Here is a 24,893-nt window from a genome sequence, read left to right as displayed (position 1 = left end):
GACCATCGTGAAAGTTAGAGATTTATCCGTATTAATAGGTGTAATAGTTATTATTGTTATGTTAGTAGTACCTTTACCTGGTGGTCTATTAAGTGTACTTCTTCTATTAAATATTTCATTATCCCTAATTGTCATATTAGTTGCTATGAATACAAAGTCCACGTTAGAGTTTTCTGTCTTTCCAACATTACTCTTATTATTAACCTTATTTCGTTTAGCTTTGAATGTTTCTACAACTAGATCTATCTTATCTGAAGGTGAAGCAGGAGGAGTTGTCGATACGTTTGGATCATTCGTTATTGGGGGTAATCCTCTCGTCGGTTTTGTTGTTTTCATTATCTTAGTAATTATTAATTTTCTAGTTATTACAAAAGGATCTGAACGTGTTTCAGAGGTTGCTGCACGTTTTTCTCTTGATGCCATGCCGGGAAAACAAATGAGTATAGACGCAGACTTAAATGCCGGGCTCATTTCGGAAAAAGAAGCAAAAGAGAGACGGGAACAAGTTGAAAAAGAAGCAGACTTCCATGGATCCATGGATGGAGCTAGTAAATTTGTAAAAGGGGACGCAATTGCTGGAATCATTATCGTTATTATAAATATCTTATTCGGTATTATTATTGGAATCGTTCAAATGGGTATGCCATTCAACGAAGCGATCAATACATTTACGCGCCTTACTGTTGGGGATGGATTAGTTAGTCAAATACCTGCATTATTGATATCTACCGCAACAGGAATTATAGTGACCCGTTCTGGAGGGAAAGATAATTTAGGTTCAGAGGTAACAACTCAGTTATTTCAATATCCGAAATTATTATACATAGCAGCTGGAGCTATCTTTTTATTAGGTTTGACTCCAATTAACTTTTTTCTGACAACAATCATTGCAATTTTGTTAGCTGGTAGTGGATATGTTTTAGAAAATCAAACAAAGGAAATGGAAATTCCAGATGTAGAAGAAGATGTTCAAGTAGAAAGTAACGAGATGAAAACCCCAGAGAATGTAATGAATCTGTTAAGTATGGATCAAATTGAATTTGAATTTGGTTATGCCCTCATTCCTTTAGCTGATGCAAATCAAGGTGGAGATTTACTTGATCGAATTGTCATGATTCGTAAACAACTTGCTTTGGAGTTAGGAATTGTTATCCCGGTTGTTCGGATACGTGACAATATTCAATTAGCACCGAATGAATATCGATTGAAAATTAAGGGGAATGAAGTGGCAACTGGCGAAGTATTATTGGATCATTACTTGGCAATGGCACCCGGAATTGATGAGGAAGATGGCCTGGAAGGAATTGATACAAAAGAGCCTGCATTTGGTCTTCCAGCAAAATGGATTAGTGAAGAGTTAAAAGATGAGGCTGAATTATCGGGTTATACAGTCGTAGATCCTCCTTCCGTTGTGTCCACACATATTACAGAAGTAATCAAACAACATGCTCATATATTGCTTGGAAGACAAGAAACAAAACAATTAATCGATCATTTGAAAGAAAGTTATCCAATATTGGTGGAGGAAGTTACACCAGACCCACTATCAGTAGGGGAAGTGCAAAAGGTTCTTGCTAAATTATTAAGGGAAAATATTTCGATACGGAATTTACCTATTATATTTGAAACACTGGCAGATTTCTCTAAAATGACGAATGATACGGAATTATTAGGAGAATATGTCAGACAATCTCTTTCCGTTCAAATTACAAAACAATATACAAAAGAAGATATGTCGTTAAATGTTGTTACTGTATCTGGAAAAGTAGAAAAAACAATTGCCGAGCATATCAAACAAACAGAGCATGGAAATTATTTGTCATTAGATCCTGAAACACAACAAAACATTATTTCTTCTATTCATGAACAAGTGGAGAAATTATTACTTCAGGAAGAAACAGCTATTGTCCTTTGCTCACCAGCCATACGTATGTACCTTAAACAATTATTAGATCGATTTCTACCTCATGTCGTAATATTATCTTATAACGAATTAGAACCGAATGTTCAAGTTCAAAGTGTTGGAGTGGTGAATGTCGCATGAAAATAAGAAAATATATCGCGCCAAATATAGCAGAAGCAATGAAACAAATACGAAAAGAATTAGGTACAGATGCTGTTATTTTAAATTCTAGGGAAGTACTTCAGGGAGGATTTTTAGGCTTCTTTAAAAAAAAGAAGATAGAAGTCATTGTAGGACTAGATCCTGACCCAATAACGAATCAGTCGAATCAAGTAAAGATAGAAATGCCTTCATCGACACAACAAGAATCTGTTAATAACAGGAAGAATTCTTCGGATCAGGATGTTTTACATGAAATCCAACAGGTAAGGAAGTTTGTTGAATTACAATCTAGAAATCAAAATGCCGACAGCTATCCAATCGAATATGAACTACTTTATCAACATTTACTTAATCAAGAGGTCAAGGCCCAATTTGCAAAAAATATAATCGATACCATGTTAGATCAACATCAAGATAAAAACTTAACAAATAACCAAATCTTAGAAGGGTTTAAAAGAACCATAACGAAGTCACTTCAAAAGTATTCATTTAATGGGATAACTACAGGTAAAAAAATATTTCAATTTATTGGACCAACCGGTGTAGGTAAGACTACAACCTTAGCTAAGATTGCCTCCAACCTCGTATTAAAGGAAAAGAAAAAGGTTGCATTCATTACGATGGATACGTATCGGATTGCGGCAGTAGAACAATTAAAAACATATGCACAAATTCTTCATGTTCCCTTAGAGGTAGCTTATACAGCGGAAGATTATAAACATGCAATTAATAAGTTTGATTCTTATGATACGATTCTAGTCGATACAGCTGGTAGAAATTTCAGAGAAGAAAAATATGTGAAGGATTTATTAAATAATCTAGATGCCAATATAGAAATGGATACTTTTTTAGTCTTATCGTTAACGGCTAAACCAAAAGATATATTAGAAATATATGATCAGTTTCAACATATACCAATGAAAGAAGTCATTTTCACAAAATTAGACGAGACAAGGCAATTTGGAAGTCTTTTGAATATTTGTATGGAAAAAGAAGTTGGGATTGCATACATGACGAATGGTCAAGATGTTCCAAATGATATTTTGGAAGGAAAACCGCAAAGAATAGCTGAATGGATTGTAGGGGAATACAATGAAGAATGACCAAGCTACTCAACTAAGAAGAAAAATAGAAAAGTTAAATAATCCGAAGCAGGCAAAGACTATTTGTATCATAAGTGGTAAAGGCGGAGTAGGCAAATCTAATTTTGCTGTTAACTTTGCATTGGATTTAATTTACAACGGAAAAAAAGTATTAATATTTGATTTAGATGTAGGGATGGGAAATATTGAAATATTATTGGGGAGATCAGCAAAAAAGAATATCAATGATATGTTTAATGGTAATGACTCCATTCATAGTATTATCGAGATCCACGAAAACGGTCTAGCATTTATTGCAGGGGGATCTGGATTAAATGAGCTTTTCACATTAAACGATCAAAAGAAACAATTTTTTATTAATCAATATAACGAACTTATTCATAGTTATGATTATATCATTTTTGATATGGGGGCAGGGATACATTCAGATAGTTTGTTTTTTATTTTGGCAGCGGATGAGTGTATTGTTGTTACAACGCCCGAGCCCACCTCTATTACGGATGCTTACAGTATGATTAAACAAATCATCAATAATCAGGGTAGAATGCCAATAAGAGTTATTATGAATCGATGTCCATCGCAAAAAAATGGAGAACAAATGTTAGAGCAATTTAGAAAAGTAATTCAACAATTTTTGCAGGTAGACATCTCAAAAATGGGGATTCTACCAGAAGATAAAGCTGTCACATTGGCTGTTGTCCATCAAGAGCCTTATATTTTTAATGAAAAATTACCAATTACGAAAGCGTTAAAGCAAATAACGGCTAATTATTTAAATAACACGTTTACATTAAATTCGATACATCCAAAATTTATACAAAAGCTAAAACAACTACTGATTAGAGAGGTAGAATAAATGGAGCAGATTCGAGTCATTGTTATTGATGATTCTGCATTTATGAGAAAAATAATTACAGATATTTTATCAAGTGATGAAAGAATCGATGTTATATCTACTGCAAGGAACGGTACAGATGGGATTAAGAAAATTAAACAGTTTTCTCCAGATGTTGTCACAATGGATGTCCAAATGCCAATTATGGATGGAATTCAGACTTTGGAAGTATTAATGGAAAAAAAACCCATACCAGTCATTATGTTAAGTGGGGAGACAGAAGATAATAGATCTCGAGTCTTAGAGGCAATGGCAAAAGGTGCTGTGGATTTCATTACAAAGCCCTCAGGTCCTATTTCTTTAAATATGGACTCTATCAAAAATGAAATAATCTCGAAAGTAGTTGCTGCTGCATCCATCAGAAAAATAGATATTAAGAAAATAGAAATTGAAAAAAAGGTTTCAACTATAGAAAAACCGCCAAATAAGTACTTTGATAAAAAGACCGTTGTTGCTATCGGTTCATCTACCGGGGGTCCAAGGGCATTGGCGCAAGTAATAAGTAGTATACCTGGTAATTATTCTTTTCCTATTTTTATTGTACAGCATATGCCAGCGGGTTTTACTAAGTCGCTTGCTAAGAGACTTAATATGAATAACGATATCTATGTCAAAGAGGCAGAAGATGGAGAACAAGTAAGGTCAAAAACAGTATATATTGCACCTGGTAACCAACATATGAGAATCAGAAAAAGAGGAGAAATATTAACTATTCAATTGTCTGAGGATTCTCCAAGAAATGGACATCGCCCATCCGTTGATATTTTATTTGAATCACTTGCTGAAATAGAAGATATCGCTAAAATTGCAGTTATTTTGACCGGGATGGGAAGTGACGGAACGAAAGGAATTCTAAAATTAAAAGAAGTGAACGAAAATACTGTAGTTATTGCAGAATCAGAAGAAACAGCAATTATTTATGGAATGCCAAAAGCGGTTGTCAATTCGAAAAAGGCGAATTTTATTTTACCAATAAATGAAATTGGGAAGAAATTACTAGACCTACAAAAAGGAATGGAATAAAGCAGCCCTTAGGAAGTTTGCTAGTCTTATATAAAATTATATATGTATAAAAGGGGAAATTTACCGTGTCTAATTCAAAGGTAAGAAAAATGATTGTATTTCAGTTAAAAGAAGAGGAATATGCGGTTAGTGTTCAGGGGATAGGTTCGATTGAAAGGATGATTCCTATTACTAGAGTTCCACAAACTCCCGAACATGTGAAAGGTGTTATTAATTTACGAGGTGTCGTTACTCCAATTATTGACTTGCGTTTAAGATTTGGTTTTGAAGAGGCAGAAATTACTGATGCAACTCGAATTCTTATAGTCTACATAAATGGAATGGAAGTAGGTCTAATTGTGGATTCTGCAAATGATGTAATAGACATTCCTGAAAATATGATTGAGGTAAATCCAGAGGTTATTGGTTCTATTGATGTGAATTATATTGAAGGAGTAGCAAAAATAGATAATCGTTTATTTATATTATTGGATTTACATAAAGTATTAAGTCTTGAAGCACTAGAAGAAATAGTGGAAGGGTAGTAAGTATGGAGTATTCAAATTTATCAGGAATGCAATTAGACGCTCTACGTGAAGTTGGAAATATAGGAGCTGGAAATGCTGCCACATCTATGTCTATCTTACTTGATAGGAAAATTGATATGAATGTTCCATCAGTTAGCATAGTGGATTACAATGACATGATGGAAATAATAGGCGGCCCAGAGGAATTAATAGTTGCGATTGTTTTTCAAATTAAGGATGAATTTCCGTGTACAGTTTATTTTATACTTTCTGTCGATGAAGCGGAAAGTTTAATTCAAGATTTGACAGGTAACAAGGATTTCACCCTAATGAACGACCTGTATCATAATGAATTAGCAATGTCCGCGCTTAAAGAAACTGGAAATATTGTAATCGGTTCTTATCTATCCGCATTATCAGACTTTATTAAATATAATATGCATCCCTCCATCCCTTATTTAAGTTTCGATATGGCTGGCGCAGTATTAACCGCAGGATTACTAGAGATTTCTGAGGTTTCTGATTATGCGATTGTCATTAATACTAGCATATTAAGTGATGCTTCAGAAAATATTCAGGGTCATTTTTTTCTATTACCAGAACCCGAATCATTAAGTAAATTATTTGAAGCTTTAGGTATTGACAATGATTAAAGAGAAGAAAATAGTTAAAGTTGGGATTGCTGATTTAAATATCGTTACATCACCAGATATTATCCGTACAGCTGGACTGGGTTCTTGTGTTGGTGTCGTTATATATGATAGTTCTAAAAAAATAGCCGGTCTTGCACATGTATTGTTGCCAGAATCAAGTTTAACGCAGCAAAGTGATTTCAATAAATATAAGTATGCAGATACTGCTGTTCCTATATTAATTGGGAAATTACTAGCTAATGGGGCTCGAAAATATGCCCTTAAAGCAAAAATGGCCGGAGGAGCACAAATGTTTCAATTCGCAAGTAATTCCAAAACAATGAGAATTGGCGCACGAAATATCGAAGCGGTTAAAGAACAACTTACTCATTTTAACATACCGATTATTTCATCTGATGTTGGCGGAAATGTTGGAAGAACGATAGAGTTTGACCTAGTTAGTTGTCAGTTGAAAGTCCGAAAAGTGAATCAGGAAACAGTGTTTATATAATTAAAAGATAAAGGGGAACTCGTAAAAGGGGAGTTTAAAACTATGTATCATAATCCATCTTCTCTTGAACAAGATTTATGGAATAACTGGATAAACGATAAAAATAGTAAGAACGCAAATGAGTTGATTCATCACTACGAGTATTTAGTTCATTTTCATGTTGAGAGAATGTGTATTCATCTTCCTAAAAGTATTAATAAAGAAGATATTAAAAGCCTTGGTTTCATTGGATTATACGATGCTTTAAAAAAGTTTGAACCAAATCGGGATTTGAAATTCGATACATATGCCTCTATTCGGATTCGCGGATCTATTATCGATGGATTAAGAAAAGAGGACTGGCTACCTAGATCGTTAAGAGATAAAGTTAAGAAAGTAGATCAAGCTACTCAAAGTCTCGAACAAAAGTACCAACGATCTCCGAATCCAGAGGAAATTGCTAAGTATTCAGGATTAACTGTTGAGGAAGTAGAAAATACGATAAAAGACTCACTATTTTCTAATATTTTATCTATTGAGGAAAAATCAAAAACAGATTATGTTCAAGAAACGGGAATTGGGTATTCGATTGCAGATGATTCTTCACAATCACCCGAGTCTAAAATTCTACAAAAGGAATTAGAAAAAGAGTTAAAAGAAGGAATAAAAGAATTAAATGAAAAAGAGCAGCTAGTAATTAGTCTATTTTATTTTGACGAATTATCATTAACTGAAATCGGACAGGTTCTTGAGTTAACGACTTCTCGTATATCCCAAATTCATAAAAAAGCAATAGTTAAATTACGAAAAACGTTAAATAAATTAAAATATTTATCCCATGTAAACGGGCAGTAAGACTCACACCACAAGCTTCTAGGGAAGTAAGGAAGATAGGTGGGAGATAAAGGAAAATTCCACTGGTGGAAGTCTTCTTTATTGTAATGGATTCTTGAATTGACTCAAAATGTTTAAACAGAAAGGGATTTTTATGGTTTCATTTTTGCTAATTATTAGCTTTTTACTTCATATCATATCAATCTATGCAATTTATATGTTAAATAAACAATTACAAAAAAAAGAAGATACAAATGAAATTGCACAATTATTTGAAGAGTATTTACAAGAGATAAAAAAGGAAAATGACCGTTTACAAAATGATCTAATAAGGTACACTCATAATAAGAGTGATAAACCGATTGAAGCAGTTGAGAAAGAAAAAAAGGTTGGTAATCTTGTAATGAACGATGCAGAAGATAAATGGCTGAAGAATGTTAATGAGGTAAATGATTCTGTAGAGTCTTCATTGGAAGGTAAAGTATTACAGTTGTATCACCAAGGTTTATCGATAGCCGATATAGCAAAAAAATTGGATTGTGGGATAACAGAGGCTGAACTTATTATTCGTTTTCACGATTAGAAAAAATGGCTTTCCCTAAGAATGCCTTCTACAGATGGTAAAGACTTTTATCCCAGCTCAAGCTTCTTGGGAACTGCCCGTAAAGATCCGATAAGTATGACTAATCATCAGTGGGGGATGAAGGGAACCCCCCATTGATGGAAGTCTTCTTTATACTTTCTAACGAAAAAAATAGGATTAGTCTTGATAACGCAGGAATGATATGGTATATTAATTTTTGGTGTAAATGCTCATGTTTTGTTGAAAAAATATTGAGTAAAAAAACACACGTTTAGTAATTCATATAAATGGTGCCACATCAACTGTGTGGTGTTTATGTGAAGATGATCTAAACGGAGGAAAAAAACCATTAGGAGGAAATTTATATGTCAGCAATATCTATGAAGCAATTATTAGAAGCTGGTGTACATTTCGGACATCAGACACGCCGTTGGAACCCGAAAATGAAAAAATACATTTTCACAGAACGTAACGGTATTTATATCATTGACCTACAAAAAACAGTTAAAAAGGTTGATGAAGCTTACAATTTCGTAAAAGATATCGCAGCAAATGGCGGTACAATTTTATTTGTTGGTACGAAAAAACAAGCTCAAGATTCTGTACGCGATGAAGCTATTCGCTCAGGAATGTTCTATGTTAACCATCGTTGGTTAGGTGGAACGCTTACTAACTTCCAAACAATCCGCAAACGTATTAACCGTTTGAAAGATATTGAGAAAATGGAAGAAGATGGTACATTTGAAGTACTACCTAAAAAAGAAGTTGTAAATTTATTAAAAGAAAAAGAACGTCTTGTTAAATTCCTAGGTGGAATTAAAGAGATGAAGAGTCTTCCAGACGCTCTATTTGTAATCGATCCTCGTAAAGAACGTATTGCAATCGCTGAAGCACATAAGTTAAACATTCCAATTATCGGAATTGTAGATACTAACTGTGATCCTGATGAAATTGATTATGTAATTCCAGCAAACGATGATGCAATCCGTGCTGTAAAACTATTAACTTCAAAAATGGCTGATGCTATCTTAGAAGTGAAACAAGGTGAAGTTACAGAGGAAGCAGAAGTAGCGGAAACTGTTGAAAAGGCAGAAGAAGCTGTAGCAAATCAAGAGTAATTTTAAAAGGTGAGGGTGATAAGAGGAATAAGAGCCTTTTATCACCTTTTTTAAAAAGGTTGTTCAAAAAGTCCGGTGAAAATGACACTTCGGCCTTTCTTAGGACGTTGCGCTCTTAGCTGGCCTCGGCCCTTTTCATCCACCTTTTTGAACATGCACTTAAAAGAAAAATTAATATAATTAATGGAGGAATAATCATGGCAATTACTGCGAAAATGGTTAAAGAATTACGTGAAAAAACTGGTGCTGGCATGATGGATTGTAAAAAAGCACTACAAGAAACAGATGGAGATATGGATAAAGCAATTGACTTTCTACGTGAAAAAGGGATTGCTAAAGCTGCTAAAAAGTCAGACCGTATTGCTGCTGAAGGGTTAACACATATTGAAGTGGAAAATAATACCGCAGTTCTTCTAGAAGTGAACTGTGAAACAGACTTCGTTACAAAAAACGATCAATTCAAAGATCTTTTATCTGAACTTGGTAAACATATAGTTAAAGAACAACCATCTAGTGTTGAAGAAGCACTTGGACAAAAACTTCATGGTGAAGGCGAAACTTTAGAAACTTTTATCAATACTGCAGTATCTAAAATTGGTGAGAAGATTACTCTAAGACGCTTCACTATCTTTACTAAATCAGATGATGATGTCTTTGGTGCATATCTACATATGGGTGGACGCATCGGTGTATTAACTGTTCTTGAAGGAACAAATGATGAACAAGTAGGGAAAGATATCGCTATGCACGTTGCGGCGGTTAGCCCTCGTTATGTATCACGTGATGATGTTAACGAAGAAGAAGTTAATCATGAACGCGAAGTATTAAAACAACAAGCATTAAATGAAGGAAAACCAGAAAAAATTGTTGAAAAAATGGTAGAAGGACGCCTTGGCAAATTCTTCCAAGAAATTTGCTTGTTAGAACAAGATTTTGTTAAAGACCCAGATCAAAAAGTGAAGAAATATGTTGCTGACAAAGGTGCTACCGTTAAAGAATTTGTACGTTATGAAGTGGGCGAAGGTATTGAAAAACGTGAAGAAAACTTCGCTGAAGAAGTAATGAATCAAATGAAAAAATAATCAAAGTTAATGATTATCATCTAAAATAAAATAAAAATAGGGAACTTAGAAGTTCCCTATTTCACCATGTTTAATAAAATATAATAAATGTTTTCTTGGAGGTTATTATGACAACAGCACGATACCGAAGAATAGTATTAAAACTGAGTGGTGAAGCATTAAGTGGAGAACAAGGGTATGGAATAGATCCTAAAGTAATTCAATCTATTGCTGGCCAAGTCAAAGATGTGGTTGAATTAGGTGTAGAAGTAGTTGTTGTTGTTGGTGGTGGAAACATTTGGCGTGGAAAAGTAGGTAGTGAAATGGGAATGGATCGTGCTACTGCTGATTATATGGGAATGTTAGCTACAGTAATGAATTCACTTGCATTACAAGATGGATTAGAAACAATTGGAATTCCAACTCGCGTACAAACATCCATTGAAATGCGTCAAGTCGCTGAACCATACATACGAAGAAAAGCAATTCGCCATCTCGAGAAAAAACGTGTTGTTATTTTTGCGGCAGGTACCGGAAATCCTTATTTTTCAACAGATACTACCGCAGCACTTAGGGCTGCAGAAGTTGAAGCAGAAGTTATTTTAATGGCAAAAAACAATGTTGATGGTGTATACACAGATGACCCTAAAATTAATAAGGATGCAAAGAAATATGACACCCTTTCTTATCTAGAAATGTTAAATGAAGGCCTTGGGGTAATGGACTCTACAGCTTCTTCATTATGTATGGATAACGATATCCCATTAATTGTATTTTCTATTACGGAAGAAGGAAATATTAAAAAAGTTGTTCAAGGTGAAACAATCGGAACAATAATAAGGGGGAAATAAGTATGTCAGATACGATTATGAGCTCAATGCGTGAAAAAATGAATCAAGCAGTTCAATCTTACTCAAAAAGCTTAGCTACAGTAAGAGCAGGGAGAGCAAACCCAAGTCTACTTGACAATGTTTTTGTTGATTATTATGGTGCCTCAACACCACTTAATCAGCTTGCAAATATATCAGCACCTGAAGCAAGAATGCTTGTTATTACTCCATATGATAAATCTGCACTATCCGATATTGAAAAAGCTATTCAAAAAGCTGATTTAGGTTTATCTCCATCAAATGATGGAAATATTATTCGAATTAGTATCCCGCCATTAACGGAAGAACGTCGTAAGGACTTAGTGAAAGTAGTTGGAAAATACGCAGAAGAATACCGTATTCAAGTAAGAAATATACGTAGAGATACGAACGATCAATTGAAAAAGCTTGAAAAAAATGGTGAACTTACTGAAGACGAATTAAGAGGTCTACAAGATAATGTTCAAAAAGAAACAGATAATCAAATCAAACGAATAGATCAGCTTACTAAAGAAAAAGAAGATGAAATAATGGAAGTTTAAATCTTTCGTTATGAATCTTTCATAACCTTGTAAAAAAGTGTAAAATAAATTAAAGCCCTCTTTTATAAGGGGGCTTTTGTATTCGAGTTGCTTTTGGTTAATACTATAGAAAGTTATAGCTACTATCCATTTACCCCACCTAAACGGGCAGTAAGACTCTCGCCTCAAGCTTCTGGGGAAACAAAGAAGGTAGGTGAGAGTCTTACTGCCTGGAAAGGTCCGATAAGTGCGACTAACCATCAGTGGGGATGAAGGAAACCGCCACTGATGGAAGTAGTCTCCTTTATCATATTTTATATCCTAATGGTACGTAATATATTTCCTTTTTTCCTCATAACAATAGTAAAAGGGATGTATGCAATAACAATATTCGGAGGACTAACCATGTCTATGAGAATTCCTTTTTTAAAAAAGAAACAAAAAAATGAAAAACAGGATAAAATAGAAAATGTACCAAAACATGTTGCTATAATTATGGATGGGAATGGTCGTTGGGCTGAAAAAAAAGGTCTTCCGCGTGTTGCCGGTCATAAAGAAGGCGTACATGTAGTTAATAAAATAGTAAGGGCTGCATCAAATGCAAACATAGAAGTTCTTACCTTATTTGCATTTTCTACTGAAAACTGGAAAAGACCAAAAAGCGAAGTTGATTTCTTAATGAAGCTTCCAAAAGAATTTTTACATGTATATTTACCTGAAATTATGGAGAATAACGTGAAAATTAACACAATTGGCGATATAGAAGAATTACCTAAGCATGCAAAAAATGCTTTTGAGTATGCAATGGAGAAAACAAAAAATAATGATGGCATGATATTAAATTTTGCATTAAATTATGGTGGCCGGTTTGAAATTCTTCAAGCAATCAAACATTTAGTAAATGATATGGAAACTTCTAAAATCTCAAGTGAAGCTTTAGACGAAAAAATATTTTCACGATACTTATACACAAATGATTTTCGTGATCCTGATTTATTAATTAGAACTAGCGGAGAAAAACGTTTGAGTAATTTCTTATTATGGCAGTGTGCATACACTGAACTTTGGTTTACTGATGTACTTTGGCCAGACTTTGATGAGCAAGTTTTTCACGAAGCGTTAAATGAATACCGACAGCGTCAAAGAAGATACGGTGGATTGTAGGATGGTGACTAATAGATGAAGCAACGAACAATTACAGCAATATTAGCACTAATAGTTTTTATCCCATTTATTATTATAGGTGGTTTCGCATTCGAACTTTTTGTTTATCTACTCGCTACAATTGCATTGTTTGAATTAGTAAGAATGCGAAAAATTGGGGGATATATGGTTCCACCCATATTAGCAGTGCTACTATTATGGATCTTATTATTACGCGACTCCCTCTTTTTGTTAACAGATTTTTCGAAATTTGAATGGGTAACAATCATTATTTTACTATTACTTGCTTATACTGTATTAGTAAAGAATAAATTTACATTTGATCATGCAGGCTTTATTCTTTTGGCCACTTTCTATGTTGGAATTGGATTCTACTACTTGATTGAAACTAGGGACGGTTCTGGTATAGTTGGATTAAAAAATATTTTCTATGCCTTTTTAATTGTTTGGTCTACAGATACTGGAGCTTATTTATTTGGACGAGCATTTGGTAAAAGAAAGTTATGGCCAACCATTAGCCCGAATAAGACTATTGAAGGTGCACTTGGAGGAATCGTACTTGCTATTGTGATTTCCGTTATTTTTCACCTAATAACACCATTTCCACATTCATTACTTGCTGTTATTTTGGTAACCATTATCGCTTCTATTTTCGGTCAAATTGGGGATTTAGTTGAATCGGCCTTGAAACGAATTTATGGAGTAAAAGATTCCGGTAAAATTTTACCAGGGCATGGTGGAATATTAGATCGTTTTGATAGCTTACTTTTTGTTATTCCTCTGTTACATATCATCCAATTTTTTTAAGGGCAAAAGATTCAACAAATTGCTTGTTTCATGGTTTAGGAAATTACAAAATTTGCTGCATGTGGATAATTATTCAGAATAGGCCACGTCCGGCTCCAGCGCCCAGCGACTAGCGAGACTTCCTTCACCTCCGTACGATAAGTCAACATCGACTCAAAGTATTAAAGGAAGGCCGACTAAGTGCGGCCTTTGCGGCCAACGTCGGCATACCCCTATGAAGGGGCATGTTTCCTTTATCTCCTACGGCTCAGTCCAGTCCGTACGTCGCTAAACGGGCGCTTGCGCCTTTGCTCTTTCTTAAACTTGAACAAACCTCTATAAACAGTTAAACTTATTTAGATAAAGATAAGTCATTTAGACTGGAAAAGGATGTGCTTTTTTTGACCACTGTTATTGCGTTTATCTTTATGTTTGGCTTACTTGTGTTTGTACATGAGTGGGGACATATGATTTTTGCTAAGCGTGCAGGAATGCTTGTTCGAGAATTTGCAATCGGTTTTGGTCCAAAAATACTTTCATTTACAAAAAATGAAACATTATATACAATCCGTTTGATTCCAGCAGGTGGATATGTACGTGTTGCTGGAGAAGATCCAGAAATTATTGAATTAAAACCAGGTCACCATATAGGACTTGAATTTAATGAGTATGGTAAAGTTGACAAAATAATCGTTAACAATAAATCAAAGCACCCCAATGCGCGAGTTATTGAAGTTGAGCGTGTTGATCTAGACCATGAATTAATTATCGAAGGTTACGAAATGGACGAGGACGAAAGACTTGTATTTAAGGTTGATCGGAAGGCATTTTTTATCATGGATGAAAGAAAAACGCAGATTGCACCTTATGATCGCCAGTTTGCTTCAAAAAGTGCTGGTCAAAAAGCGATGCAATTATTTGCTGGTCCAATGATGAACTTTATACTTGCCATTATTCTTTTCTTAATCATCGGACTAGTTCATGGTGTTCCGGTAGACGAAGCCAAAATGGGTGAAATCCAGCCTAATACACCCGCGGAACAGGCGGGCTTAATGGCCAATGATGAAATTATTAAAATTGAAGATACCACGATTACTACATGGGAAGAGTTTACAACTATAGTTAGAGAAAATCCTGGTGAAGAACTATCTATGACTGTTCTTCGTAATGGAGAAGAAAAGACTCTTAATATTGTACCTAAAGAAGGAGAGGCCATAAATGAAAAAGGTGAAACTATCACTATAGGTCAAATAGGGGTTCGTCAAGCTTTTGAGAAATCCATGATTGGAACGGTTAAATATGGCTTTGAACAAACATATACAATTACTAAAATGGTATTAACCAATTTAGGTATGTTAATTACTGGTCAAGTTCCTTTAGAAATTCTTTCAGGGCCGGTAGGAATCTATGACGCTACAGATCAAGTTGTTCAAAGTGGATTTATCAGTTTAATTATGTGGACAGCTATGCTAAGTGTGAACTTAGGTATTGTTAACTTAGTTCCACTTCCAGCACTTGATGGTGGACGTTTATTGTTTGTAGGAATCGAAAAACTTCGAGGGAAGCCTGTTCCACCGGAGAAAGAAGGAGTTTTCCACTTTATTGGATTTGCTCTCTTAATGTTACTAATGATTGTAGTAACCTGGAACGATATACAACGATTATTTCTTTAAAAGCGTAAGCGCCCATAAAGGCTAAGAACGCGACGTCCTTTCATAGCGAGCGTATGGACTGCGCCTGGTCATGCTAGGTAGTCGATGGTTACACCAGTCGGCAAGTCTTCTTTATCGTATAATAAGGTGAAGGAAGTCTCACTACGGCTTTAGCGCTGGAGCTAGACATCTTTAATAAATGGTGAACGGAACCCTTGTCTAGAATTTGGCAAGGGTTCCGCATAATTTACAAGCTATTTTGGAATAAATCACCAGTTTAAATTTGTACAACTTCTTACCAACACCTGTTTTTAGGGGGATAAAAATGGATATATCCAAACAAGAAAAAATGAACTTATTATTAAAGCAAATACAGATAACTGATGAGAAAATGTTAAATTATTTCTCTAATAGTTATTTAGAGAAATTAGAAGTATATAAAAAGTCAAAAATATGGCATTTCTATGTTCATTTAAATCATATTTTGCCTCCTTATATATATCAAGTATTTATTGCAAAACTAAAACAAACATTCCAACCAATAGCTGAAGTCGAATTATCAATTAATACAGAAAACAAAACTTGTGATGAAAATATAGTTATTGGCTACTGGGAATATTTCATTACATCTATAACGAATTTATCTCCTGCTTACAAAGACCTAGTCCAAAATCAAACGCCAACAGTAAACAATAATAAGATTATGTTAACTGCAAGGAATGATGCGGAAGCTCACGCATTAAAAAAACGATTAGATGATAGTTTCAAATCTTATTGTAAAAAAATAGGAATGGCCATGTATACAATTGAAATAGAAGTAAAAACGAATTTGGCCGACATTGAAAAATTTAAAGAGCAAAAAGCATTAGAAGATCAGCAGTTAGTTTTAAAAACCGTAAAAGAAAAAGAAAAGCGGGATAAAGAAAAGGGAAATCAAGAGGAAGCTTTACCTTTAATGATTGGGTATAAAATTCAAGACGACCCTATTCCAATGGAAAGTATTCTTGAAGAGGAGCGCAGGGTAGCTGTTCAAGGGTATATCTTTTCAACCGAAATACGTGAATTACGTTCAGGACGAAGTCTTTTAATTGTTAAAGCGACTGATTATACAGATTCTCTAACGATTAAAATGTTTTCTAAAGGGGACGAAGATGTAGATAAGTTTAAAACTGTAAAAGAGGGAATGTGGGTTAAAGCAAGAGGTAGTATTCAAACGGATATGTATACAAATGAGCTAGGGATGATGGCAAATGATATACATGAAATTACGGTAGAACCGAGGAAGGATTTATCTGCTGAAGGAGAGAAACGTGTTGAACTTCATGCTCATACGATGATGAGTCAAATGGATGCTGTTGTTTCACCGCAAGCCTTAATATCTCAAGCGGCTAAATGGGGTCATAAAGCGGTAGCTATAACAGACCATGCCGGTGTACAAGGATTCCCAGAAGCATTCGCAGCCGGAAAGAAAAATAATATAAAAGTATTATATGGGGTAGAAGCTAATTTAGTTGATGATGGGGTTCCAATTGCATATAACGAGAAAGATATTGACTTAGAATCAGCAACTTATGTAGTTTTTGACGTAGAAACAACAGGACTCTCGGCGGTCTATGACACTATTATAGAGCTTGCAGCGGTGAAAATAAAAGACGGGGAAGTTATAGATCGTTTTGAAGCTTTTGCAAATCCACATCATCCATTATCCCAAACGACCATTGACCTGACAGGTATCACTGATGAAATGGTTCAAAATGCTCCTGATATTGATGAAGTATTGAAAGACTATTATGAATGGATGGGTGATGCCATTTTAGTTGCGCACAATGCTAGCTTCGATATGGGCTTCTTGAATCAAGGACTTAAAAAGATCGGATATGATGAAGCAGAAAACCCTGTTATAGATACATTAGAACTTGCTAGATTTCTATTACCGGAATTAAAAAATCACCGGTTAAACACGATTAGTAAACATTTAGATGTTGAATTAACACAGCATCACCGAGCAATTTATGATGCTGAAGCAACAGGCTACATTCTTTGGAAACTAGTTAAAAAATTACTTAATAAAGAGATTGTTAATCATAATCAGTTAAATAACCATATGGGTGAAGGAAATGCTTATCAACGTTCAAGGCCATTTCACTGCACGATTTTAGCTAAAAATGAGTTAGGGTTAAAAAATCTTTATAAATTAGTTTCATTCGCTCACATTGATTATTTCTATCGTGTTCCTAGAATACCTAGATCTGTGTTACAAAAATATCGGGAAGGCCTTTTAATTGGAACTGCATGTGATAAAGGGGAAGTCTTTGAAACCATGATGCAGAAATCAGAAGAAGAGGCAGAAAATGTTGCTAAGTTTTATGATTATATAGAAGTTCAACCACCTACGAATTATATTCATCTAATTGAAAAAGAATTAGTACAAAACGAGGCACAAATTCTCGATATTATATCGAAGTTAGTAAAATTAGGAGAACGAATGGAAAAACCTGTTGTTGCAACAGGGAACGTTCATTATATGGATGAGCATGATAAAATATATAGACAAATTTTAATTAAAGCCCAAGCGGGAAATCCCCTTAATAGGCAAACACTGCCAGATACTCCTTTCCGTACAACCGTCGAAATGTTAGATTGTTTTCGATTTTTAGGGGAGGAAAAAGCGAAAGAAATCGTTATAACAAATACGAACGCGATTGCGGACCTTATTGAAGAAATTTCTCCTATAAAAGAAGGTTTATTTACACCAACTATTCAAGGAGCGGAAGAAGAAATAAGAGAACTTTCCTATGGGCGTGCAAAGAAAATATACGGCGATCCGGTTCCAAAAATTGTTAGTGATCGATTAGAAAAAGAATTGGATAGTATTATTGGTAACGGATTTGCTGTTATTTATTTGATTTCTCAAAAGCTAGTTAAAAAATCCTTGGAAGATGGATATTTAGTAGGTTCCCGTGGGTCTGTAGGTTCTTCTTTCGTAGCAACTATGACTGAAATTACTGAAGTTAATCCACTTCCTCCACATTATGTTTGTTTGGAATGTCATTACAATGAATTTATTAATGATGGAACAGTTGGTAGTGGTTTTGACCTACCGGATAAAGCTTGCCCAAACTGTGGACGTTCATTAACAAAAGATGGACAAGATATTCCGTTTGAGACATTTTTAGGTTTCAAAGGGGATAAAGTTCCAGATATTGATTTGAACTTCTCAGGTGATTACCAGCCAAGGGCGCATAACTATACAAAAGAATTATTTGGTGTAGATTATGTTTATCGTGCGGGGACAATAGGAACGGTGGCAGAAAAAACCGCCTATGGATATGTGAAAGGTTATGCTTCAGATAATAATATTGTTTATAAGAATACGGAAGTCGATCGTCTCGTAAAAGGCTGTACGGGTGTAAAACGAACAACTGGACAGCATCCAGGTGGGATTATCGTAGTTCCTGATGATAAAGAGATTTATGATTTTACGCCTATTCAATATCCGGCAGATGACCGAAATAGTGAATGGAGAACGACACACTTTGATTTCCATTCCATTCATGATAACTTATTGAAATTAGATATACTAGGACACGATGATCCGACCGTTATCAGAATGCTGCAGGACCTAAGTGGAATTGATCCGAAAACAATCCCGACTGATGATAAGGAAGTAATGAAAATATTCTCGGGTACAGAATCATTAGGGGTTACTCCTGAACAGATTAATTGTAAAACTGGTACACTAGGTGTTCCCGAATTTGGTACAAAATTTGTTCGACAAATGCTTGAAGATACGAAACCATCTACTTTCTCAGAACTATTAATTATATCTGGTTTATCCCATGGTACAGACGTGTGGTTAGGTAATGCGCAAGATTTAATTAATGAAGGTATTTGTGAACTATCTGACGTAATAGGATGTCGTGATGACATCATGGTTTATTTAATGCACAAAGGGTTAGAGCCTTCTTTAGCGTTTAAAATTATGGAATTTGTTCGTAAAGGGAAAGGTTTGCAGGATGATTGGATTGTTGAAATGAAAAAACATAATGTGCCGGATTGGTATATTGATTCTTGTAAAAAGATAAAATATATGTTCCCGAAAGCCCATGCGGCAGCTTATGTTTTAATGGCGATTCGAATTGCCTATTTTAAAGTACACCATCCGATTTTATTTTATGCTGCTTATTTTACGGTTAGAGCAGATGATTTTGATTTAGAAACGATGGCCAAAGGATCAACTGCTATTAAAAGTAGAATTGATGAAATTGCTGCAAAGGGCAATGACGCATCACCGAAAGAGAAAAACTTAATGACAGTACTGGAAGTGGCGCTTGAAATGTGTGAAAGAGGATTATCCTTTAAGAAGGTAGATTTGTATAAATCTAGTGCTACAGACTTTTTAGTAGACGGGGATAGTTTAATTCCTCCATTTAATGCGGTTGACGGTTTAGGAACCAACGCAGCAATTAATATCGTTAAAGCAAGAGAAGAGGGAGAGTTTCTTTCTAAAGAAGACCTTAGGGAAAGAAGTAAAATCTCTAAAACGGTTTTGGAATATCTTGATAATCAAGGATGTTTAGAAGGTATGGCAGAAAAAAACCAATTATCCTTATTCTAAAGATATTTACAGTTGGTGTAAAAGTACCAAAAAATGTAAGGAAATGCTAATTCTTGCATGAATGTTATTTTTATGATATATTTTTATTGGTAAGTAATGATACGAAATGTTAAAAGAGTGGGCGAATGCTCACTCTTTCTTCATACCCATTCCACATGAACTCGATTCCCCCTTGCCAAGCACTTTTGGGCAGGGGTTTTATATTGAATAGATAGTATTCGGGTGAATCGTTCATAATAAGAAATAAACAGTTCAGCGTAAAGGAGGATTACGATGAGTTCAAAGGTCATTCAAACAACAGAAGAATTAGTATTGCCAATTCTCCGTAATAAGGGTTTAGAATTAGTTGATATAGAATACGTCAAAGAGGGAAAGAATTGGTTCCTTCGCATATATGTTGATAAACCTGGTGGGGTAGACATTACTGAATGTGGAGAAGTATCTGAACAATTAAGTGAGAAATTGGATGAAGTAGATCCTATAAAAGATCCTTATTTCTTAGAAGTTTCTTCTCCGGGTGTAGAAAGACCATTAAAGAAGAAAGAGGACTTTGAGAACAACATTAATCAAAATATAAATGTTAAACTTTATGAACAGATTGATGGAGAGAAAGAATATGAAGGCACCTTAAAAGCTTTCACTAATGATATTTTAACCATTGAGTACAAAGTAAAGACAAGAAAAAAACAGGTAGAAATACCATATGAAAAAGTTGCTAAAGCTAGGCTTGCAGTAGTTTTTTAAAGGGGGATTAGTAAAGTGAGCAGTCAATTGTTTGACGCATTGAATAGTTTGTCCGAGGAAAAAGGAATTGATAAAGAAATTCTGTTAGAAGCACTAGAAGCTGCTCTTATTTCTGCATATAAGAAAAATTTCAAATCCGCTTCCAATGTGAGAGTCGAACTAAATGAAAATACAGGAAAAATGGCCGTTTTCTCTAGGAAAACAGTTGTAGAAGAGGTTGAAGACCCACAACAAGAAGTTTCATTAGAGGTTGCCAGAGAAATCGATCCTAATCATGAAGTGGACGATATTATCGAAGTTGAAGTTACTCCAAAAGATTTTGGCAGAATCGCGGCACAGGCAGCAAAACAAGTTGTTACACAAAGAGTAAGAGAAGCAGAACGTGGTGTCATCTTTTCTGAATTTGTCGATCGTGAAGAGGATGTTATGACAGGTATTATACAAAGAAAAGATTCACGCTTTATTTATGTGAATTTGGGTAAGATTGAAGCTAAATTGGCTGAAACGGAACAGATACCTAACGAGGAATATAATATTCACGATCGGATAAAAGTGTTTGTGACAAAAGTTGAAAATACAAGTAAAGGTCCACAAATTTTTATTTCTAGATCTCATCCCGGGCTATTAAAAAGGTTATTTGAGATGGAAGTGCCCGAAATATACGATGGAACGGTTGAAATTAAGTCTGTAGCTAGAGAAGCAGGAGACAGATCGAAAATATCAGTTCATGCACAAGATCCGGAAGTAGATCCTGTAGGGTCATGTGTAGGTCAAAAAGGGCAACGTGTTCAAGCAATCGTTGACGAATTAAAAGGTGAAAAGATTGATATTGTGCAATGGTCAGAAGATCCTAAGGTGTATGTATCAAATGCATTAAGTCCTTCCAAAGTGATAGAAGTGTTAGTTGACGAAGAGGAAAAAGCCACGACAGTGATTGTTCCCGATTATCAATTGTCACTAGCTATAGGGAAACGTGGCCAAAACGCAAGGCTTGCAGCTAAATTAACCGGTTGGAAAATCGATATTAAGAGTGAATCAGAGGCTAGAGAAGAAGGTATTTTGTCGGAAGTAGAAGACGCTTATTCCAACGATGATGAAGATTTGTTTGAATAAGGAGGGGACACTCGGTGAAAAAAAGAAAAATACCAGAAAGAAAATGTGTTGTAACTAATGAAATGAAGCCAAAGAAGGAACTCATTCGTGTCGTTCGAAATAAAGATGGGGAAGTTTTTGTGGATCCTACAGGGAAAAAGAATGGCCGAGGAGCTTACTTAACAAAGGATTTAGATGTGATTATAGAGGCAGAAAAATCAAATGTTTTAAACAGACACTTAAACGCAGAAGTAGATTCATCTGTGTTTGTAGAACTTAAAAAAATGGTAAAGAGCAATGAAAAGTAATTATTTAAACATACTTGGGCTAGCATATCGTGCAAGGAAATTATCAATAGGTGAGGAAACAATTATTAAAGATATTCAAAGCAATCGGGCAAAGTTAGTTTTACTTGCAAATGATATCGGTCCCCAAACGAGGAAAAAAATAACAGATAAATGTAAATTTTACAAGGTACCATATGAATTGGTGGATAATCGAGAAACATTATCCAATGCAATTGGAAAATCCCAAAGAGTAGCAATTGCAATTTTAGATAAAGGTTTTGCCAATAAAATTAAATCGTTGCTCGGGTAATTAATTTCGGGGGTGAACGTATGAGCAAAATTCGTGTATATGAATATGCTAAACAAAATAATACAACTAGTAAGGATGTTATCAATTATCTAAAAGAGTTAAATGTGGACGTAACGAACCATATGTCTACTATTTCGCTAGATACTGTGACACAATTGGATAAGAAATTTGGATCGAAACAAAATCAAGGGAAACAACAAAAGGAAGCTCCTAAGCAAAAATCTGAAGGAATGAATTCAGGAAATAAAAAACAATCTGATCATAATAAGTCAGACAAACAAAAAGCAAAAAATCATCATAATAATAAGCCTAAAAATAAGAATTTTAAAGGTCCTAAGAAGGGGAATAAGAACAATAAGCCAGCAAATTATCAGGAACCTGTCAAAAAGGAAACTCCTGAAAAAATTACTTATAGTGACACGTTAACTGTAAGTGATTTAGCTGATAAGCTTAATAAAGAACCAGCGGAAATCATTAAAAAATTAATGTTTTTAGGTGTAATGGCGACTAAAAATCAAGATTTAGATGATGATGCAGTAGAACTTATTTGTAGTGAATTTAATGTTGAAGCTGAAAAGGTAGTTATTTTAGAAGATACAGATCTTGATAAATACATCATGGAAGATAAAGAAGAAGATTTAATGGAAAGGCCTCCTGTTGTTACAATTATGGGACATGTTGACCACGGAAAAACAACAACACTAGATTCCATACGAAATACAAAAGTGACCGCTGGAGAAGCTGGGGGTATTACACAACATATTGGTGCATACCAAGTAGAGTTCGGTGGTAAAAAGATAACATTTTTAGATACACCTGGCCACGCCGCCTTTACTAGCATGCGTTCAAGAGGTGCACAGGTTACGGATATCGCTATTTTGGTTGTGGCTGCAGATGATGGTGTCATGCCACAAACGGTAGAAGCAATTAATCATGCCAAGGCGGCCGAAGTACCAATTATTGTTGCAGTTAATAAAATGGATAAGGAATCAGCAAACCCTGATCGTGTTATGCAAGAATTAACAGAGTATGAATTAATACCTGAAGACTGGGGCGGTAGTACGATATTTGTTAATATCTCCGCGTTGAAGAATGAGGGTATCGATGATTTGTTAGAGATGGTTCTTTTAGTATCGGAAGTTGAAGAATTAAAGGCTAATCCGAAAGCTAATGCTACAGGAACGGTAATCGAAGCGGAGCTAGATAAAGGTCGTGGAAGTGTTGCAACTTTACTTGTTCAAAATGGTACCCTCCATGTTGGAGATTCACTAGTTGTAGGAAATACTTTTGGTAGAGTTCGTGCCATGATTAACGATACTGGTAAACGTGTAGAAATGGCTGGTCCTTCTATGCCGGTAGAAATTACAGGTTTACAAGATGTACCACAAGCTGGGGACAGATTCGTAGTATTTGATGATGAGAAAAAATCTCGTCAAATTGGAGAAGCGCGTCAACAGGAAGCTATAGCAGCTAACCGTAATGAACAGACTAAAGTTAGTCTAGATGACTTGTTTGAACAAATCAAACAAGGTGAAATGAAAGAATTGAATATCATTATAAAAGCTGACGTTCAGGGTTCTGCAGAAGCACTTTCTTCTTCACTACAAAAAATTGATGTAGAAGGTGTTAAAATTAATATAATCCATACGGGTGTTGGTGCTATTACGGAATCCGATATCATTCTAGCTTCAGCATCGAATGCGATTGTCATTGGTTTTAATGTTCGCCCTGACGCGAACGCAAAAGGCTCAGCGGAAAGAGAAAAAGTGGATGTTCGTTTGCATCGCGTCATTTACAAAGCAATCGAAGAAATTGAATCTGCTATGAAAGGTTTACTCGATCCAGAATTTGAAGAGAAAATAATTGGCCAAGTAGAAGTCCGAGAAACATATAAGGTTTCAAAAGTTGGAACAATTGCGGGATGTTACGTGACAGATGGTAAAGTTACTAGGGATGCAGGTGTTCGAATTATTCGTGATGGAGTTGTCCTATATGAAGGTGAAATTGATACATTAAGACGATTCAAAGATGATGTTAAAGAAGTTGCAAAAAATTATGAATGTGGAATAACAGTCACCAATTTTAACGATATTAAGGTTGGGGATACTATGGAAGCATTTGTAATGGAGGAAATTGAACGTACATGATTTTATATGCGGAAGTCGAATGTATCATGTACGACGGACATTCACTGAAACATAAACGGTCAATTATTAAAAAAATAATTGCTAAACTTAAAAAAGATTTTAATGTCGCTGTTACAGAATTAGATTATCATGATTTGTGGCAGCGCACTAAATTAGGAATAGTTACTATTTCAACAAGTTTGACAAACGCGGAACAAATCATTCAAGAAGTGCTACGTGTAATTGACACGTTTCCAGAGTTGGAACGAACGATTACGAATGTAGAAAGAGTTTAAGTATGTGTTCAAAAGGAGGGCAAAAGGACCGAGTCGGATAAAAGTTGCAACTTTCTGGAGCTTCGATGATTAGCCCTACCGTAAAGATTTGTTGCAACACCGACTCCACTATTGCCAA

At 35.0% G+C, this 24,893-nt stretch carries 23 protein-coding genes; all 23 read left to right on the top strand.

Translation table 11 applies throughout. The features are described 5' to 3' along the window. The first annotated feature begins 7 nt into the window (after nucleotides 1–7). The 23 genes from flhA (at nucleotide 8) to ACFQ18_RS09110 (ending at nucleotide 24,775) form a co-directional block, all read left to right on the top strand. Nucleotides 8–2,044: a flagellar biosynthesis protein FlhA gene (flhA, locus tag ACFQ18_RS09220; protein ID WP_204798242.1), complete on the top strand. Its 2,037-nt coding sequence runs from the start codon at nucleotides 8–10 to the stop codon at nucleotides 2,042–2,044. After that, the gene (flhF, locus tag ACFQ18_RS09215; protein ID WP_204798241.1) at nucleotides 2,041–3,168 is read left to right on the top strand and encodes a flagellar biosynthesis protein FlhF; all 1,128 of its coding nucleotides are present in this window, start codon (nucleotides 2,041–2,043) and stop codon (nucleotides 3,166–3,168) included. The genes flhA and flhF overlap by 4 nt, the downstream gene beginning before the upstream one ends. After that, a complete protein-coding gene (locus tag ACFQ18_RS09210; protein WP_204798240.1) occupies nucleotides 3,158–4,024 on the top strand; it encodes a MinD/ParA family protein in 867 nt (288 codons plus the stop codon). Before flhF ends, ACFQ18_RS09210 begins: the two co-directional genes overlap by 11 nt. Then, on the top strand, nucleotides 4,025–5,086 hold the full coding sequence (locus ACFQ18_RS09205; protein WP_204798239.1) for a protein-glutamate methylesterase/protein-glutamine glutaminase: 1,062 nt from the start codon (nucleotides 4,025–4,027) through the stop codon (nucleotides 5,084–5,086). A gap of 89 nt (nucleotides 5,087–5,175) precedes the next feature. After that, nucleotides 5,176–5,610, top strand: a complete 435-nt coding sequence (locus ACFQ18_RS09200; RefSeq protein ID WP_047186135.1) for a chemotaxis protein CheW — start codon at nucleotides 5,176–5,178, stop codon at nucleotides 5,608–5,610. 5 nt (nucleotides 5,611–5,615) lie between these two features. Further along, nucleotides 5,616–6,245, top strand: a complete 630-nt coding sequence (locus ACFQ18_RS09195; protein WP_204798238.1) for a chemotaxis protein CheC — start codon at nucleotides 5,616–5,618, stop codon at nucleotides 6,243–6,245. Continuing rightward, nucleotides 6,238–6,735: a chemotaxis protein CheD gene (locus ACFQ18_RS09190; protein WP_204798257.1), complete on the top strand. Its 498-nt coding sequence runs from the start codon at nucleotides 6,238–6,240 to the stop codon at nucleotides 6,733–6,735. The genes ACFQ18_RS09195 and ACFQ18_RS09190 overlap by 8 nt, the downstream gene beginning before the upstream one ends. A gap of 42 nt (nucleotides 6,736–6,777) precedes the next feature. Next, nucleotides 6,778–7,569, top strand: coding sequence for a FliA/WhiG family RNA polymerase sigma factor (locus tag ACFQ18_RS09185; protein WP_047186069.1), 792 nt, complete (start codon nucleotides 6,778–6,780; stop codon nucleotides 7,567–7,569). Between the two features lie 133 nt (nucleotides 7,570–7,702). Then, complete coding sequence (locus ACFQ18_RS09180) at nucleotides 7,703–8,131, top strand: DUF6115 domain-containing protein (protein WP_204798237.1); 429 nt, start codon at nucleotides 7,703–7,705, stop codon at nucleotides 8,129–8,131. A gap of 365 nt (nucleotides 8,132–8,496) precedes the next feature. After that, nucleotides 8,497–9,249, top strand: coding sequence for a 30S ribosomal protein S2 (gene rpsB, locus ACFQ18_RS09175; protein ID WP_047186071.1), 753 nt, complete (start codon nucleotides 8,497–8,499; stop codon nucleotides 9,247–9,249). 197 nt (nucleotides 9,250–9,446) lie between these two features. Next, nucleotides 9,447–10,331, top strand: coding sequence for a translation elongation factor Ts (gene tsf / locus ACFQ18_RS09170; protein ID WP_204798236.1), 885 nt, complete (start codon nucleotides 9,447–9,449; stop codon nucleotides 10,329–10,331). A gap of 107 nt (nucleotides 10,332–10,438) precedes the next feature. Next, entirely contained in the window at nucleotides 10,439–11,161 is a 723-nt protein-coding gene (pyrH, locus tag ACFQ18_RS09165) for a UMP kinase (protein ID WP_047186073.1), read from the top strand. Between the two features lie 2 nt (nucleotides 11,162–11,163). Then, entirely contained in the window at nucleotides 11,164–11,721 is a 558-nt protein-coding gene (gene frr / locus ACFQ18_RS09160) for a ribosome recycling factor (RefSeq protein ID WP_047186074.1), read from the top strand. A 384-nt stretch (nucleotides 11,722–12,105) separates the two neighbouring features. Next, nucleotides 12,106–12,864, top strand: a complete 759-nt coding sequence (locus tag ACFQ18_RS09155; RefSeq protein ID WP_047186075.1) for an isoprenyl transferase — start codon at nucleotides 12,106–12,108, stop codon at nucleotides 12,862–12,864. A 15-nt stretch (nucleotides 12,865–12,879) separates the two neighbouring features. Further along, nucleotides 12,880–13,671 carry a phosphatidate cytidylyltransferase gene (locus tag ACFQ18_RS09150; protein ID WP_060667963.1) on the top strand — a complete coding sequence of 264 codons (792 nt, stop codon included), beginning with the start codon at nucleotides 12,880–12,882 and terminating at the stop codon, nucleotides 13,669–13,671. A gap of 380 nt (nucleotides 13,672–14,051) precedes the next feature. Next, complete coding sequence (gene rseP / locus ACFQ18_RS09145; protein ID WP_145523451.1) at nucleotides 14,052–15,323, top strand: RIP metalloprotease RseP; 1,272 nt, start codon at nucleotides 14,052–14,054, stop codon at nucleotides 15,321–15,323. A 304-nt stretch (nucleotides 15,324–15,627) separates the two neighbouring features. Next, complete coding sequence (locus ACFQ18_RS09140; RefSeq protein ID WP_060667962.1) at nucleotides 15,628–19,920, top strand: PolC-type DNA polymerase III; 4,293 nt, start codon at nucleotides 15,628–15,630, stop codon at nucleotides 19,918–19,920. A gap of 273 nt (nucleotides 19,921–20,193) precedes the next feature. Beyond that, nucleotides 20,194–20,664 (top strand): ribosome maturation factor RimP, encoded by a 471-nt coding sequence (rimP, locus tag ACFQ18_RS09135; RefSeq protein ID WP_047186079.1) that lies wholly within the window; start codon nucleotides 20,194–20,196, stop codon nucleotides 20,662–20,664. Nucleotides 20,665–20,679: 15 nt separating this feature from the next. Continuing rightward, nucleotides 20,680–21,777 carry a transcription termination factor NusA gene (gene nusA, locus ACFQ18_RS09130; RefSeq protein ID WP_047186080.1) on the top strand — a complete coding sequence of 366 codons (1,098 nt, stop codon included), beginning with the start codon at nucleotides 20,680–20,682 and terminating at the stop codon, nucleotides 21,775–21,777. Nucleotides 21,778–21,791: 14 nt separating this feature from the next. Beyond that, complete coding sequence (rnpM, locus tag ACFQ18_RS09125) at nucleotides 21,792–22,064, top strand: RNase P modulator RnpM (protein ID WP_225344082.1); 273 nt, start codon at nucleotides 21,792–21,794, stop codon at nucleotides 22,062–22,064. Next, the gene (locus ACFQ18_RS09120) at nucleotides 22,054–22,353 is read left to right on the top strand and encodes a YlxQ family RNA-binding protein (protein ID WP_060667961.1); all 300 of its coding nucleotides are present in this window, start codon (nucleotides 22,054–22,056) and stop codon (nucleotides 22,351–22,353) included. Before rnpM ends, ACFQ18_RS09120 begins: the two co-directional genes overlap by 11 nt. Before the next feature lie 20 nt (nucleotides 22,354–22,373). Beyond that, on the top strand, nucleotides 22,374–24,500 hold the full coding sequence (gene infB, locus ACFQ18_RS09115) for a translation initiation factor IF-2 (RefSeq protein ID WP_145523454.1): 2,127 nt from the start codon (nucleotides 22,374–22,376) through the stop codon (nucleotides 24,498–24,500). After that, nucleotides 24,497–24,775, top strand: a complete 279-nt coding sequence (locus ACFQ18_RS09110) for a DUF503 family protein (protein ID WP_047186083.1) — start codon at nucleotides 24,497–24,499, stop codon at nucleotides 24,773–24,775. The genes infB and ACFQ18_RS09110 overlap by 4 nt, the downstream gene beginning before the upstream one ends. Nucleotides 24,776–24,893 lie beyond the last annotated feature (118 nt).

Origin of the sequence: Oceanobacillus caeni (assembly GCF_042678465.1) — a bacterium.
In the GTDB taxonomy this organism is placed as follows: domain Bacteria; phylum Bacillota; class Bacilli; order Bacillales; family Amphibacillaceae; genus Oceanobacillus; species Oceanobacillus caeni.
Note: the sequence above shows the minus strand (reverse complement) of the source record. Positions and strands in the feature narration are given on the sequence as shown.